Here is a 14706-nt window from a genome sequence, read left to right on the forward strand (position 1 = left end):
AGGCGGAAGCGAACACGAACACGAACACGAACACGGAAGCGAACACGAAAACCCTCCCGCGACTCCCGCTGCATGTAGCGAGGCCGCGTGCAGTGCAAGATAAGACCAGAGCGGCGGGCAAGCACTTGTAGCGCTTGCCCCGTTGCCATTCGGCCCCCGCAAGAGACAGCTTTCGAGATTGCCATGAACCAGGTCGTCATTCCTATCGCGGTCCAGGATATCGGCAAAGCGCGCAAGCGCCGCCAGCCGAAGGGGCGGCAGCCTGACCCGGCAGCCTTGGCCGAAGTCCAGGCCGTGCTGGGCGATGCGCCGCGCCGGCGCGATCTCCTGATCGAGCACCTTCATGCCATCAACGACCACTACGGCCAGCTGGCGATCCCGCACCTGGTGGCGCTGGCGCAGGAGATGGGGTTGTCGATGGTGGAGGTCTATGAGGTCGCCACGTTCTATCATCATTTCGATGTGGTACGCGAGGATGCGGATGGCGGCATTCGGCCGCCGGCCGGCGTGACGGTGCGCGTGTGCGAAGGCATCGCCTGCGAGCTGGGCGGGGCGCGCGACCTGCTCGCCCGGCTGCCGGCCCTGCTGGGCAGCGAAGTCAAGGTGGTGGCAGCGCCCTGTATCGGCCGCTGCGAGCGCGCGCCCGCCGCGCTGGTCGGGCAGAACCCGGTGGATTTTGCGAGCGCGCAAACCATTGCGGATACGGTGGCTTCGGGTGCCGTGCACCACGCGCCCGAAGCCCATCTGGGCTATGACGACTATCGCGCGCAAGGGGGCTATCGCTTGCTGCGCGCAGTGGCCTCGGGTGAGCGCGATTCAGAATCCTTGCTGCGCACGATGGAGGATTCCGGCTTGCGCGGGCTGGGTGGCGCGGGTTTTCCCACCGGGCGCAAATGGCGGATCGTGATGGCCGAGCCGGCGCCGCGCCTGATGGCCGTCAACCTGGATGAGGGCGAGCCAGGAACCTTCAAGGATCGCGTCTACCTGGAGCGCGATCCACATCGCTTCCTCGAAGGCATGTTGATCGCCGCCGCGGTGACCCAGGTCAGCGCCATCTACATCTACCTGCGCGACGAATACGCAGGCTGCCGCGCCGTGCTGGGTGAAGCGCTGCGCCGCCTGCAGGCCGACCCGCCGATCCCGGGCATGCCGCAGATCCAGTTGCGGCGTGGCGCCGGCGCGTATATCTGCGGCGAAGAGTCCGCCATGATCGAATCGATTGAAGGCAAGCGCGGCATGCCCAGGCTGCGCCCGCCCTATGTGGCGCAGGTCGGCTTGTTCGGCCGGCCCACGCTGGAGCACAACTTCGAGACGCTTTACTGGGTCCGCGAGATCCTTGAAAAGGGCGCGAGCTGGTTCGCCGCGCAGGGACGCCACGGCCGGCATGGGCTGCGCTCGTTCTCGGTGTCGGGGCGCGTGAAGCTGCCCGGCGTGCACGTGGCGCCAGCGGGGATCACCGTGAGTGAGCTGATCGAGGAATACTGCGGCGGCATGCAGGACGGCCATCGCTTCTATGGCTACCTGCCGGGCGGCGCTTCGGGTGGCATCCTGCCGGCGTCCCTGGGCGATGTTCCGTTGGATTTCGATACGCTGCAGCCCTACGGTTGCTTTATCGGGTCAGCCGCCATCGTGGTGTTTTCGGAGCAGGACAGTGCGGTGGCCGTGGCGCGCAACCTGATGCACTTCTTCAAGCATGAGTCCTGCGGGCAGTGCACACCGTGCCGCGTGGGCACGGCCAAGGCGCTGGATGTGATCGCGCAGCCGGCATGGGACCTGGCCGCGCTGGCGGACTTGTCTGCGGTGATGCGGGATGCGTCGATCTGCGGGCTGGGGCAGGCCGCGCCCAACCCGGTGGATTGCGTGATCAAGTACTTTCCCCAGGAACTGGCCTGCGCCGCGAGGACGATATGAGTGCACTGACCCGCGCCGAGCGCGCGCAAGTGGAGGCCTCCTCGGATACCACGGTGACGTTCCGCCTGAATGGCCGGGACGTGTGCGCCGGGCCGGGCGAGAGCTTGCTCAAGGTGGCCCAGCGCGAGGGGTTCGACATCCCGCACCTGTGCTACAAGGACAGCCTGGACACCGCCGGCAACTGCCGCGCCTGCATGGTGGAGATCAAGGGCGAGCGCGTGCTGGCGCCGTCGTGCTGCCGCTACCCTGCGCAGGGCATGGAGGTGCAGACCGGCTCCGAGCGCGCGCTGCGCTCGCAGCGCATGGTGCTGGCGCTGCTGCAGTCCGATATGCCCGAGGCGCATTACACGCGCAACAATGCGCTGGACCAGTGGTCCGCCCGGCTGGGCGTCGGCAAGCCGCGCTTTGCGCCGCGCGCCGCCGTGCCAGCCGATTTGTCCCATCCGGCCATCGCCGTCAATCTCGATGCCTGCATCCAGTGCACCCGCTGCGTGCGCGCTTGCCGCGAGGAGCAGGTCAACGATGTGATCGGGCTGGCCTTTCGTGGCGACCAGGCCGCGATCGTGTTCGACATGGGCGACCCGATGGGCGCCTCCACCTGCGTAGCCTGCGGCGAGTGCGTGCAGGCCTGCCCGACCGGCGCGCTGATGCCGGCCCGCGACGCCGCGTTGCCGGTGCCGGATCGCCAGGTGCAATCGGTCTGCCCATACTGCGGGGTGGGCTGCCAGCTCACCTACAACGTCAAGGACAACCGCATCCTGTTTGTCGAAGGGCGTGATGGGCCGGCCAACCAGATGCGCCTGTGCGTGAAAGGCCGCTATGGCTTCGATTACGCCCAGCATCCGCACCGCCTGACGGTGCCGCTGGTGCGGCGCGAAGGCGCCCCCAAGCGTGGCGATTTCGTGATGGATCCCGCGCGCGTGATGGACGTGTTCCGCGAAGCCAGCTGGGATGAGGCCCTTGCGCTGGCGGGCACCAGCCTGTCGGCCATCCGCGACACGTACGGCAAGCGCGCGCTGGCCGGCTTTGGCTCCGCCAAGGGGAGCAACGAAGAGGCCTACCTGTTTCAAAAGCTCGTGCGCACCGGCTTCGGCAGCAATAACGTGGACCATTGCACGCGGCTTTGCCACGCGTCGTCGGTAGCGGCGCTGCTCGAAGGCATCGGCTCGGGCGCGGTTTCCAACCCGGTAATGGATGTGGCGCGCGCGCAGGTGGTGATCGTGATCGGCGCCAATCCAACGGTGAACCATCCGGTGGCGGCAACCTGGATCAAGAACGCGGTAAAAAATGGCACCAAGCTGATCGTGGCCGATCCACGCCGCTCCGACCTGGCGCGCTTCGCCCATCGCTTCCTGCAGTTCGAGCCCGATACCGACGTGGCGCTGCTCAACGCCATGATGCATGTGATCGTGGCCGAAGGACTGGTCGATCAGGATTTCATCGCCAGCCGCACCATCGGCTATGAGGAACTGCAGCGCAATGTGGCGGCCTACAGCCCGGAGTTGATGGCGCCGGTTTGCGGCATCGATGCCGACACCATCCGCTATGTGGCCCGGCTGTATGCCAGTTCCAAAGCTTCGATGATCCTCTGGGGCATGGGGATCTCCCAGCATATCCACGGCACCGACAATGCCCGCTGCCTGATCGCCCTGGCGCTGATGACGGGGCAGATCGGCCGGCCGGGCACGGGGCTGCACCCGCTGCGCGGCCAGAACAACGTGCAGGGCGCCTCCGACGCCGGACTGATCCCGATGATGTATCCGGACTACCATCGTGTCGACGATCCCGAGGCTGTTGCGCGCTTCGAGTCGTTGTGGGGCATGCCGCTGGATCGCCAGCCGGGGCTGACCGTGGTCGAAGTGATGCAGGCCATCGAGCGGGGCGAAGTGCGCGGGATGTACATCATGGGCGAGAACCCCGCCATGTCGGATCCCGATGCCCAGCATGCGCGCGAGGCGCTGGCGGCGCTGGACCACCTGGTGGTGCAGGATATCTTCCTGACGGAGACCGCCTACCTCGCCGATGTGGTGCTGCCGGCTTCGGCGTTCCCTGAGAAGACGGGCACCTTTACCAACACGGACCGCACGGTGCAGCTTGGCCGCCAGGCGATCGATCCGCCCGGGCAGGCGCGGCAGGACCTGTGGATTATCCAGCAGATGGCCGCCAGGCTGGGGCTGGACTGGTCATACGCAAGCGTGGCCGACGTGTTCGACGAAATGCGCCATGCCATGCCCAGCATCGCCGGCATTACCTGGGAGCGCTTGCAGCGGGAGGACGCGGTGACCTATCCCTGCCGCGCTGAAGGCGACCCGGGGGAGCCGGTCATCTTTACGGATGTGTTTCCGACGGCTTCTGGCCGGGCCCGCTTCGTCCCGGCCGACATCATTCCCGCGGCCGAGCGCCCCGACCAGGAGTACCCGGTCGTGCTCATCACCGGCCGGCAGCTCGAGCACTGGCATACCGGCAGCATGACCCGGCGCGCGGGCGTGCTGGATGCCATCGAACCGGAGCCGGTGGCGCTGGTGCATCCGCTCGACCTTGCCGCCATCGGCGGCCAGCCGGGCGACGTGGTAACGCTCGCATCGCGCCGGGGCCAGGTATCGCTGTTTGCCCGGGTGGACGACGGCACGCCGCGCGGCGCGGTGTTCGTGCCGTTCTGCTACTACGAGGCCGCCATCAACAAGCTGACGAACGCGGCGCTGGACCCCTTCGGCAAGATTCCGGAGTTCAAGTACTGCGCGATCCGCATCGCGCTGGGTGGCGAGGTGCCGCGGCAGTCTAGTTTTGGCGGCGGACAGATCCTTGCGTCAGGCAGCAAACAAGCAGACGGCTAGATCTTCCGGAAAATCAGGAAATTGATTGTTGGATTTTCCGGCTAATCAATGTACGGCAACGGGACTACGCTGTGGCCATGGCGCAATCCCGTGCCGCAGAACCTGCTTGATTGACTTGGTGGAACCCGCAATGAAAGCCGTTGGCCTGACCCGTTACCTGCCGATCGACGACCCGCAATCGCTGGTCGACGTGGACATCGCCACCCCTGTGCCTGAAGGCCGCGACCTGCTGGTCAAGGTGGCGGCCATCTCGGTCAACCCCGTGGATGCCAAGGTGCGCGCGCCCAAGGACAAGGTCGAGCCTGCCACGCGCGTGCTCGGATGGGATGCGGCAGGCACCGTGGCCGCGGTGGGCCCGGATGTCACCCTGTTCAAGGTGGGCGACCCGGTCTTCTACGCTGGCAGCATTACCCGGCCTGGGGCCAATAGCGAGTTCCACCTGGTGGATGAGCGCATTGTCGGCCATAAGCCCGCATTGCTCGATTTTGCCCAGGCGGCTGCGTTGCCGCTGACCGCCATTACGGCGTGGGAAGCCTTGTTCGATCGCCTGGGCGTCTCGCCGCAGGGCGAGCATGCCGGGCGCTCCGTGCTGGTCATCGGCGGGGCAGGGGGCGTGGGCTCCATCGGCATCCAGCTGGCCAAGACGCTGGCGGGGCTGACGGTCATCGCCACCGCGTCACGGCCGGAGTCGGCTGCCTGGTGCCGCGAGCTGGGCGCTGACCACACCATCGATCACCGTGGCGACATGCCGGCCCAGTTGCGCAAGCTCGGGTTTGCCGAGGTCGACTACATCCTGTGTTTTAACGACACGGACCGCCACTTTGCTGCCATGGCGAGCGTGATTGCGCCGCAAGGCAAGATCTGCTCGATCGTGGAGAACAGCGGCCCGCTGGCCGTGGGCGACCTGAAGAGCAAGAGCGCCACCTTTGTGTGGGAGTTCATGTTCACCCGCTCGATGTTCGGCACGCCGGACATGATCGAGCAGTATCTCTTGCTCAACGAGGTGGCACGGCTGGTCGATGCCGGCCGGCTGCGGACCACGCTGGGCGAGAACCTCGGGCGGATCGACGCGGCCAACCTGCGCCGCGCCCATGCCATGCTGGAGAGCGGGCGGACCATCGGCAAGCTGGTGCTGGAAGGGTTCTAACGCAGCGTTCTGACGCGTCTCCAAGGAGGAGGCCGGCGGGTGAGGTGCCAGCCGGCCTTCCTTTCTCGTTTAATCAGCAATTAACCGCCAAGACCCGACCCCAACCGCCAGCGGCGATGTTGTGGCATGCCACAACATCGCTGCCGCAAGCAGGGTTTGGGCGTGACTCAGGCATTGGCCTGGGCTTGCATCCTGCGAGTGGCCTCGGCAAGCCCGGGTGCGTCCGCAGCGCTGCGGATGAACGATACCGTCCGTGCAATGACCTGTGCGTCGTACAGGACACGGCGATGGCCCAGCCCGTCCGTGGCCATCAACTGCGCGCCAGGCCATGCACCAGCAATGGCCGCGCCGCTCTCCCAGCCCACTTCCTTGTCTTGCCGGTCGTGGATCACCAGCGTGGGCGGCACCGGGCGGGCGCGCCCGATGGCCGGGACGTTGAAGGCAGACCACGGCATGCCCAGCCAGCGCTCGCTGTTGCGCTGCATGCGGRCCAGTACGCCGGGGCCAATGCCGAGCCGCCAGGCCAATGCAGCGGCGGCAGTGTGCATGTCGGCCGGCGGGCCGATCATCACGGCAGCCTGCAGATGCAAGCCTTCGCGCACGGCCAGCGCCAGGGCGGCGCTGCCGAGCGAATGCGCAATCACCGCGTGGACCGGGCCGGCGTGCCACGCCGTGGCCAACAGCGAATGTGACATTTCCACAACAGAAGTCTGGCCCGCGCCGCGCGCACCTGCGTCGGAGCCGCCGTGCGAGAGTGCATCAAACGCGACCACGCGCATGCCAGCCGCCAGCAGCGGTGCAACCAGTGGCTGCCACTGGGCGGCATGGCCACCCCAACCGTGGGCCAGCAAGACGGCCGGCCCGGTATTGCCCCAACGATAGACGCGCACACGCCGGCTTGCTCCCTGGCCGGTCACGAGCGCCCAGTCCGCGCGCGCACGGTCAAGCAGATCGCGGCCAGCGCCATCCGGGCCGTTGCCATGGGGTGGACGGAACCATGCGTGCTCGAGCGCGCGCGCTACGCCGGCCGGATAAAACAGCTCGGCCAATTGCCAGCCAAGGCGCCCCAAGCGCATTGGCGCCCTGGATTCCGGCGCGGCCTGGCGGGTTCTGGTGGATGAGTAAATCGCTTGCGTCACGGCGGTCACCTCTAGCGAAGACTTCTGGCATTCCAGGCCGGGGCCTCGGGGAGGGGCGATACCCCTCCGGTAAGACCGACCAGTCGTGCTATTTTTTATTTCAAAAAAAGACAACATCCTGCCGTCTTGAAATTCAGCCCGATCTGTCTCGCGGGAGGCGTCTCGCGCAGGTGCCTCCTCATCCTTGGCTACTTGCGCACGGGCTGCGCAAGCTCGGCGCGGCGGAGCAGTGCCTCGAACGCCCGGCGGGCCATGGTCTCGGCATCTTCACGGCCCAGCAGCTTGTAAGACTGTTGAAAGGACATACCGATGCCAACCATCTCGAAGGCGAACTGCCGCGCGTCTTGTGCCGGCGAAAGATCGCCTTCTTCGATCGCGTCGGTCACGGCCCTGGCGATGAGGCTATGCCAGTCTTTCAGCGATTGCACCACCTGATCCCTGACGGCGCCAGGGCGGTCGCGGTATTCCTGGCCTAGCGCCATGAACAGGCAGCGGCCTTTATTGACGGACCCACCGAGCCAGAGCATGTACCCATCGAAGAGAGCTTGCACCCGGCGCGTGCCGCGCGGCAGGCGCATGGCCGGCCTGAAGACGATGTCCGAAAAGCGTTCCAGGGCGAGCGCCAAAACGGCTTGCTGCAAGGCTTCTTTTGACTTGAAGTGCGCGTAGAGCCCGCTCTTGGACATGCTGGTGTCGGCGGCCAAGGTGGCGAGCGACAATTGCTCGAACCCGACCTGGGCGGCGGTGTCCAGGGCCTGCTCGATGATGGCTGCGCGGGTAAGTTGTCCTTTCTGCATGTCGAAAGAATAGCACGACCGGTCGTATTGTCAACTTCGCGCTTGTGCGTTTTCGTCAACCTATTTCACTGCCGCCCGTTATGTCACCACGGAGGCAGATAATTGTGCTGTATCGGACCTATTGACAGGCTAGGATTAGCCTGCGCAGGGTGCCAACAAGAAATCTGCACAAAGTGTTGCCCTGATTACATACGGAACGCTTTGCGTGCTCTATACTCGAATGCACGTCCGCGCACTTTTTTTTCATTGGTGACTGGAGACCGACATGAACAGTACAGCCGTGCCTAGAGGCGCTAGCGAACCGTTCCGGCAACTGCGGGCGTTGCGCCGAGCGCGAAAGCTCAAGCAGGAAGACGTCGCCCGTAAGGCCGGGATCTCCCGGGAAGCTTACTTGCGGGCAGAATCGGGTCAAGCCGACCCCCGCATGTCGACTTTCCTAGCGGCTTGCGAGGCGCTAGGCCTGGAAGTGGTGCTGGCACCCCAGCATCTTGCTGCCGACGTCAACGCGTTTATTGCCAGCCGCAATGGCGGCGTCACGGCCGCTTCCATGGCCGGGCAGCCGCCTGCCGCAACGCCTACCGCCGCAAGCCCTGCACCGGCCACCCCGGTCGGCACAGGCTTCGCGTCGAGCCCGGGCGAAGGTCACAAGCCAGCCTGAGCACTCGTGCTGGTTCCGGCCGGGTCTGCGGCCGGACTGGCGCGCGCTTGTCATACCGGCAGCGGGCACGCCCCCACGTGCCTGCTGCTGGGGTTTTGCCTGCTTTACATGGATGGCCGGATGCCGCGCCTAGCGGCATGCGCCTGTCTTTGACGGCCTCGGCCCCGTGCCGAGGCCGGGTCGTTCGTTTGCCTGTCGAGCCTGTCGCTTTCTCCCAGTTCGTCTTGCCTCTCTTGTCTGCCTGACTTTGCTCGGGCTGCCTGCGCTTGTGTGCCGTCTGGCGTCACGTCTTTGTCTCAGCCTGTCCTTCGCGCCTAACCTACAAACCTACAAACGTAGTGTCCACCGGTTTTCGCCGTCCACGGCGAAATAAGGGCCGATACGGGTTTGACACGTCCGAGACCTGAGATTACGATATGGTAAATCAATTACGGATTGGGAAATTCACGATCCAGCGTTCAAAAAGACACCGCTAGTGTGATCACTCGGCCACTATGCCCGCTGCGGCAGTGGCCCGAGGCGTAGGGAGACAAGCCAATGCCGCTGAGTACCGAACCCAACCTTGCCCGTCCGGACGACTTCTACGAGGCGCTGATCGACATGCATCGCGATCTCTCCGACGCGCAGAGCCAGGCCGCCAACGCGCAACTGATCCTGCTGCTGGCCAATCACATCGGCGATCTTGCTGTTCTGCAGGAAGCCATGGAGCTAGCCCGCGCGGGCGTGCTCGATTCATCGAAAGCGAAATCGCAAGCGTAAGAGGAAGACCCAAGATATGACGCAGACGCAATTGAACGTTGTGAACGTGCAAGGGCAGGCGCCCGACCACGGCACGCCAGGCTACCAATCCGGTTTTGCCAACGAGTTCGCCACCGAGGCACTGCCCGGTGCGTTGCCGGTGGGGCAGAACTCGCCCCAGCGCGCGCCGTATGGCCTGTATGCCGAGCAGATTTCCGGTACGGCGTTTACCGCGCCGCGCGCGCACAACCGGCGCAGCTGGTGCTATCGCATTCGCCCGGCGGCGATGCATGAGCCGTTCACGCGGGTCGAGCAGTCGCGCATCGTCAGCCATTTCGATGCGGTGCCGCCATCGCCCAACCAGATGCGCTGGAGCCCGCCGGCGATGCCCAAGGAGCCCACCGACTTTGTCGACGGCATCGTCACCATGGCCGGCAACGGCGGCCCGGAAGCCATGTCGGGCTGCGGCATTCACCTGTACCTGGCCAACCGGTCGATGACGGACCGCTTCTTCTACAACGCCGACGGCGAGATGCTGATCGTGCCGCAGCAGGGCAGGCTGCGCGTGGCGACCGAGATGGGCCTGCTGGACGTCGAGCCGCAGGAGATCGTGGTGATCCCGCGCGGCGTGCGTTTTCGCGTGGAGCTGCCGGATGGCGAGGCGCGCGGCTATATCTGCGAAAACTACGGCGCCTTGTTCCGCTTGCCCGACCTGGGCGTCATCGGCTCCAATGGCCTGGCCAATCCGCGTGACTTCCTCACGCCGCATGCATGGTACGAGGATCGCGAGGGCGATTTCGAGCTGGTGGCGAAGTTCCAGGGCAACCTGTGGCGTGCCGCGATCGGGCACTCACCGCTGGATGTGGTGGCCTGGCATGGCAATTACGCGCCGTACAAGTACGACCTGCGCCGCTTCAATACCATCGGCTCGATCAGCTTCGATCACCCGGACCCCTCGATTTTCCTGGTGCTGCAAAGCCCGTCCGACACCCCGGGCGTGGACAGCATCGATTTCGTCATCTTTGGCCCGCGCTGGCTGGCGATGCAGAACTCCTTCCGCCCGCCCTGGTTCCACCGCAATATCGCCAGCGAGTTCATGGGTCTGATCGACGGAGTCTACGATGCCAAGGCCGATGGCTTCTCGCCTGGCGGCGCCAGCCTGCACAACTGCATGAGCGGCCACGGCCCGGATGCCGAGACGTTCGCCAAGGCCACCGCCGCGGATACCTCGCAGCCGCACCGCATCAGCGATACCATGGCGTTCATGTTCGAGACGCCGGCCGTGATCCGGCCGACACCGTATGCAGCAGAGTCGGCGCAGTTGCAGGACGACTACTACAGGTGCTGGCAAGGCTTGAAGAAGCATTTCAACCCCAACGAGCGCTGATCCTCAAGTCCCAGGGCCGGCTTCGTCCGGCCAACCATCATGATTCCAGGGTGCGCGCGCGGCGCATGTCGCCGGCACCCTTGTCATTCCCCTCCGGAGCCCCCGATGACCACTGTCCAGCAGAGTTGGATCGAATCCGCCAATGATGGCGTTACGCATTTCCCGCTGCAGAACCTGCCCTATGGCATCTTTTCCCCGAACGGGCAGGGCCCGCGCGTAGGCGTCGCCATCGGCGACTTCATTCTCGACCTGTCCGTGCTGGACGAGGCCGGCCTGCTGCCTGCTTCCGTCAAAGGCGTGTTTGGCGGCGCCACGCTCAATGCCTTCATCGCGCTCGGCAAGCCGGCATGGACCGAAACCCGCCAGCGCCTGACGTCCTTGCTGGCAGCGGACGACACCACCTTGCATCCCAAGTCGGCCCTGCATGAGCAGGCCCTGGTGCCGATGGCCTGGGCTACCATGCACCTGCCGGTGGACATCCCCGGCTACACCGATTTCTACTCCTCGCGCGAGCACGCCACCAACGTCGGCCGCATGTTCCGCGATCCGGACAATGCGCTGCTGCCCAACTGGCTGGAGATTCCCATCGGCTACAACGGCCGCGCCAGCTCGGTGGTGGTGAGCGGCACGGAACTGCGTCGCCCAAAGGGGCAGATCAAGCTGCCGAACGCGCCGCGCCCGGTCTTTACGGCTTGCCAGAAGCTCGACTACGAACTGGAAATGGCCTTCATCGTCGGCAAGCCGTCGACCCTGGGCGAGCCGGTCAGCACCGCTGCGGCGGCCGGGCACATGTTCGGCATGGTGATCCTCAACGACTGGAGCGCGCGCGATATCCAGCAGTGGGAGTACGTGCCGCTGGGCCCGTTCAACAGCAAGGGCTTCGGCACCTCGATCTCCCCGTGGGTGGTCACCATGGACGCGCTCGAGCCGTTCCGCCGCGACAATCCGGTGCAATCGCCCGAGCCGCTGGCGTATCTGCAGCAGCCCGAGCGCAATGCCTATGACATCGCACTGGAAGTCTCGCTACGCCCCGAAGGCGCGGCGCAGGCCACCACCGTCTGCCGCACCAACTTCAAGGCCATGTACTGGACCATGGTCCAGCAACTGGCGCACCACACCGTGTCCGGCTGCAATGTCCGTGTGGGCGACCTGATGGGCTCCGGCACCATCAGCGGCACCACGCCGGATTCCTATGGCAGCCTGCTGGAACTGACCCGTAACGGTGCCGAACCTTTGACGCTGGCGGACGGCGGCAAGCGCGGCTTCCTGGAGGACGGCGACGAAGTGGTCATGGCTGGCTGGTGCCAGGGCGACGGCTATCGCGTCGGCTTTGGCGAGGTGGGAGGAAAGATCCTGCCCGCGCTGTAAGCCGCATCAGGCTCGTTTTGCCAAGGACCCCCGCCCGCTACGCCAGGCGGGGGATAGTCCGCTCGCACGCCCCCTCACTCTCATCCCCCCGTTTCCCTCCCGGCCTTGACAGGCATGGCTATGCCACCGCATGGCCGGCTGGCGCGCGCCGTTACAATTGACAACCTTCTTAACCTTCTTGCATCCCCTGTTGCCGCGCCTTTGTGCGAGAATTCGGCCCTGACAAAATGGGCGAGTCAAAGTTCGGCATTCCTGCCAAAAATGATGTTTTGATTGTCCCACGGCTGACGCCGATGGGTCGCCTGGGGTCAGTTTTGCGGGTTTTCGGTCGTTAACACCGATTTAATACCAACTTAATCCCGACTCGCAGACGGGCAACGTCATTTGCCGGCAGGCAGCCATGTCCGCCACGGCAGCGGCCCCGGAGTCAATGCAAGACAAGTATTCGAGTAGCAATCAAGCGGAAAACCCGGGCAAACAGGCGGTATCTGCCCACAAAATTCGGCAACGGGTGTGATTCGTGATGTGTGCGAAACGCCTGCGTGTCTGCTGGCGCCGGTGTGCATCACCCGCGCGCCGGCGGCGACCCGCCTTTTCATCCACCCTACGCGAACGGCACGGCAATGGAATTTGGTATTCGCGCATGGGCGGCATGTGCAGCACAACTAGAAACGCAGCAAGCCTGGCAGGCCTGGAGCCGCGCGCCCTGGCTGCCTAAAGGCGACGCATTGCCCACGCTGGCCGCCATGGCTCCGATGCTGCGCCGCAGGATCACCGCGCTGGGCCGCGCGGCCCTGCACCCCGCCTATGCCTGCCAGCCGGGCGTGGATGGCATTCCCGTCATCTTTGCATCGCGCCACGGCGACACCCTGCGCCCGCTGCAAATGCTTGGCGACCTTGCCGGCGGCGAGCCCTTGTCGCCCACGGCCTTCGGCCTGTCCGTGCATAACGCCATCGGCGCGCTGTATTCGATCGACCGGGGCGATCCGGGCAACCTGCAAGCCCTGGCCGCGGGCCGCGATACGGTAGAGGCCGCAGTGGTGGAAGCGTGCGGCCTGCTGGCCGACGGCGCCCCGGAAGTCTTGCTGGTGCACTACGAGGCGCCGCTGCCCGAGGCCTATGCCGTCTTCGCGGACGAACCGGAGTGCCTGTTCGGCTGGGCGTGGCGGGTCGGCATGCCGCGGGCGGGGCAACCGGTGTTCAGCCTTGAGGTGATGGGGGAGGCCCTGCCGGCCGCCGCCGGCGCGACGCTGCCGCATGGGCTGGAGGTGCTGCGCTTCATGCTGTCGGGCGACGCCGAGTTGCGCCACGCCGGGGAGCGTGCCGGCTGGAGGTGGCAGCGACATGGTTGAGCGCCTGGACCGGGCCTGGCGCGTCTGCGCGACCGGGCTGTGCTTCTCCAGCTTCGGCGTCGGCGGGCTTGTGCTGCGGGTGCTGGTGTTCCCGTTGCTTGCCGTCTTGCTGTGGTCTTCGGCGCGCCGGCAGCGGGTCTGCAAGAACGTGGTGCATTACGCGTTCCGGCTTTTCCTGTGGCTGATGCGCTCGGTCGGGGTGATCCGCTACGAGGTGCTGCATCCCGAGCGGCTGCGTCGCCAGGGCTTGCTGATCGTGGCCAACCATCCGTCGCTGATCGATGTCGTCTTTCTGATCGCGCTGACGCGCCAGGCCGATTGCGTGGTGCGCTCCGGCCTGGCCCACAACCCGTTTACCCGTGGCCCGGTGCGCGCCACCGGCTACGTCTGCAATGACTCCGGTGCAGGCATGGTGGATGACTGCATTGCCTCGCTGCGCGCGGGTAATAATCTCGTCATCTTCCCCGAGGGCACGCGCACGCCGCTGCAAGGCCCGCTGCGCCTGCAACGGGGTGCGGCCAATGTCGCGGTGCGCGGCGGCTTTGCGCTTACGCCTGTGGTGATCCGGTGCGAGCCGCCCACGCTCACCAAGGGTGAGAAGTGGTATCGCGTGCCGGCCCGCAGGCCTCGTTTCATCATTGACGTGCGAGAGGATGTCAGTGTCGCCCAGATGGTGCCGTCCGGACTGGACGACGCGCTTGCGGTACGGCACCTGACCCAATCGCTATCTGAGTTTTTTTCCTGGGAGGTCCGCCGTGACGGCGCTTGAGCAAGAAATCAAGGAACTGATCATTTCATCGTTGTCGCTGGAGGATATCGGCGTGGACGATATCGACGCCGACGCACCGCTGTTCATCGAAGGGCTGGGCCTGGATTCGATCGATGCGCTCGAACTCGGGCTGGCGCTGCAAAAGCGCTACGGCGTCACCATGAACGGCGACAAGGAAGACATGCGCGCGCGCTTTGCCAGCGTGACAGCGCTGGCAACGTTCGTCGCATCTCAGCGCGCTGGCCAGGCTTCTGCCTGAACCCGTGCGCGACACACCAAGGATCCACATACCACTTGCCAGGCCGGCAACCACAGCCGGTCATAGCCGAACAGGGGGAAGCCCATCATGACCCATGACGAAATCTTTGCGCGGGTGGCCGCGGTGCTCGAGGAAACCTTCGAGATCGACCCGGCCCGCATTCGTCCCGAAGCCCGTCTCTACGACGACCTGGACATCGACAGCATCGACGCGGTCGACCTGCTGGTGAAGCTCAAGCCGATGCTGAACAAGCCGATCAAGCCGGAGCAGTTCAAGGCCGTGCGCACCGTGCAGGACGTGGTGCAGGCGCTGGCCTTGCTGATCGACTCGCCCGCCACGGCCTGAGC

Annotated in this window: 13 protein-coding genes; 11 read left to right on the plus strand and 2 right to left on the minus strand. The window is 65.5% G+C overall.

What is annotated here, in order from left to right:
* Positions 1-183 precede the first annotated feature (183 nt).
* From AB4061_RS22270 to AB4061_RS22280, 3 genes are all read left to right on the plus strand, one after another.
* Positions 184-1911, plus strand: coding sequence for an NADH-ubiquinone oxidoreductase-F iron-sulfur binding region domain-containing protein (locus tag AB4061_RS22270; protein WP_441637583.1), 1728 nt, complete (start codon positions 184-186; stop codon positions 1909-1911).
* Positions 1908-4745, plus strand: a complete 2838-nt coding sequence (fdhF, locus tag AB4061_RS22275) for a formate dehydrogenase subunit alpha (protein WP_441637585.1) — start codon at positions 1908-1910, stop codon at positions 4743-4745. Before AB4061_RS22270 ends, fdhF begins: the two co-directional genes overlap by 4 nt.
* Before the next feature lie 130 nt (positions 4746-4875).
* Positions 4876-5892, plus strand: a complete 1017-nt coding sequence (locus tag AB4061_RS22280; RefSeq protein WP_441637587.1) for a zinc-binding alcohol dehydrogenase family protein — start codon at positions 4876-4878, stop codon at positions 5890-5892.
* A gap of 167 nt (positions 5893-6059) precedes the next feature.
* Here AB4061_RS22280 and AB4061_RS22285 read toward each other — a convergent pair whose 3' ends face one another.
* Both AB4061_RS22285 and AB4061_RS22290 read right to left on the minus strand, forming a co-directional pair.
* Complete coding sequence (locus AB4061_RS22285) at positions 6060-7031, minus strand: alpha/beta fold hydrolase (protein ID WP_441637589.1); 972 nt, start codon at positions 7029-7031, stop codon at positions 6060-6062.
* Positions 7032-7219: 188 nt separating this feature from the next.
* Complete coding sequence (locus AB4061_RS22290) at positions 7220-7750, minus strand: TetR/AcrR family transcriptional regulator (protein ID WP_441637591.1); 531 nt, start codon at positions 7748-7750, stop codon at positions 7220-7222.
* A 343-nt stretch (positions 7751-8093) separates the two neighbouring features.
* On the opposite strand from AB4061_RS22290, the gene AB4061_RS22295 reads away from it, so the two are divergent.
* The 8 genes from AB4061_RS22295 to AB4061_RS22330 all read left to right on the plus strand — a co-directional run bounded on the left by AB4061_RS22295 (position 8094) and on the right by AB4061_RS22330 (position 14704).
* Entirely contained in the window at positions 8094-8486 is a 393-nt protein-coding gene (locus AB4061_RS22295) for a helix-turn-helix domain-containing protein (protein ID WP_441637593.1), read from the plus strand.
* Positions 8487-9023: 537 nt separating this feature from the next.
* Positions 9024-9245, plus strand: a complete 222-nt coding sequence (locus AB4061_RS22300) for a DUF2783 domain-containing protein (protein WP_441637595.1) — start codon at positions 9024-9026, stop codon at positions 9243-9245.
* A 16-nt stretch (positions 9246-9261) separates the two neighbouring features.
* Entirely contained in the window at positions 9262-10611 is a 1350-nt protein-coding gene (gene hmgA, locus AB4061_RS22305; RefSeq protein ID WP_441637597.1) for a homogentisate 1,2-dioxygenase, read from the plus strand.
* 105 nt (positions 10612-10716) lie between these two features.
* Positions 10717-11979 (plus strand): fumarylacetoacetase, encoded by a 1263-nt coding sequence (gene fahA / locus AB4061_RS22310; RefSeq protein ID WP_441637599.1) that lies wholly within the window; start codon positions 10717-10719, stop codon positions 11977-11979.
* Between the two features lie 623 nt (positions 11980-12602).
* Positions 12603-13331, plus strand: coding sequence for a beta-ketoacyl synthase chain length factor (locus AB4061_RS22315; protein WP_441637601.1), 729 nt, complete (start codon positions 12603-12605; stop codon positions 13329-13331).
* Positions 13324-14100, plus strand: a complete 777-nt coding sequence (locus tag AB4061_RS22320) for a lysophospholipid acyltransferase family protein (protein ID WP_441637603.1) — start codon at positions 13324-13326, stop codon at positions 14098-14100. Before AB4061_RS22315 ends, AB4061_RS22320 begins: the two co-directional genes overlap by 8 nt.
* A complete protein-coding gene (locus tag AB4061_RS22325) occupies positions 14087-14359 on the plus strand; it encodes a phosphopantetheine-binding protein (protein ID WP_441637605.1) in 273 nt (90 codons plus the stop codon). Before AB4061_RS22320 ends, AB4061_RS22325 begins: the two co-directional genes overlap by 14 nt.
* Positions 14360-14446: 87 nt before the next feature.
* Entirely contained in the window at positions 14447-14704 is a 258-nt protein-coding gene (locus tag AB4061_RS22330; RefSeq protein ID WP_043355719.1) for an acyl carrier protein, read from the plus strand.
* Positions 14705-14706: the final 2 nt, after the last annotated feature.

It is taken from the genome of Cupriavidus sp. YAF13 (assembly GCF_052113425.1).
GTDB lineage: Bacteria > Pseudomonadota > Gammaproteobacteria > Burkholderiales > Burkholderiaceae > Cupriavidus.

Excerpts from the sequence above, each read along its gene's own strand:
- AB4061_RS22320 (WP_441637603.1), top strand. The coding sequence starts at position 13,324 with ATGGTTGAGCGCCTGGACCGGGCCTGGCGCGTCTGCGCGACCGGGCTG.
- AB4061_RS22295 (WP_441637593.1), top strand. The coding sequence starts at position 8,094 with ATGAACAGTACAGCCGTGCCTAGAGGCGCTAGCGAACCGTTCCGGCAA.
- AB4061_RS22270 (WP_441637583.1), top strand. The coding sequence starts at position 184 with ATGAACCAGGTCGTCATTCCTATCGCGGTCCAGGATATCGGCAAAGCG.
- AB4061_RS22315 (WP_441637601.1), top strand. The coding sequence starts at position 12,603 with ATGGAATTTGGTATTCGCGCATGGGCGGCATGTGCAGCACAACTAGAA.
- AB4061_RS22300 (WP_441637595.1), top strand. The coding sequence starts at position 9,024 with ATGCCGCTGAGTACCGAACCCAACCTTGCCCGTCCGGACGACTTCTAC.
- fahA (WP_441637599.1), top strand. The coding sequence starts at position 10,717 with ATGACCACTGTCCAGCAGAGTTGGATCGAATCCGCCAATGATGGCGTT.
- hmgA (WP_441637597.1), top strand. The coding sequence starts at position 9,262 with ATGACGCAGACGCAATTGAACGTTGTGAACGTGCAAGGGCAGGCGCCC.
- AB4061_RS22280 (WP_441637587.1), top strand. The coding sequence starts at position 4,876 with ATGAAAGCCGTTGGCCTGACCCGTTACCTGCCGATCGACGACCCGCAA.
- AB4061_RS22330 (WP_043355719.1), top strand. The coding sequence starts at position 14,447 with ATGACCCATGACGAAATCTTTGCGCGGGTGGCCGCGGTGCTCGAGGAA.
- fdhF (WP_441637585.1), top strand. The coding sequence starts at position 1,908 with ATGAGTGCACTGACCCGCGCCGAGCGCGCGCAAGTGGAGGCCTCCTCG.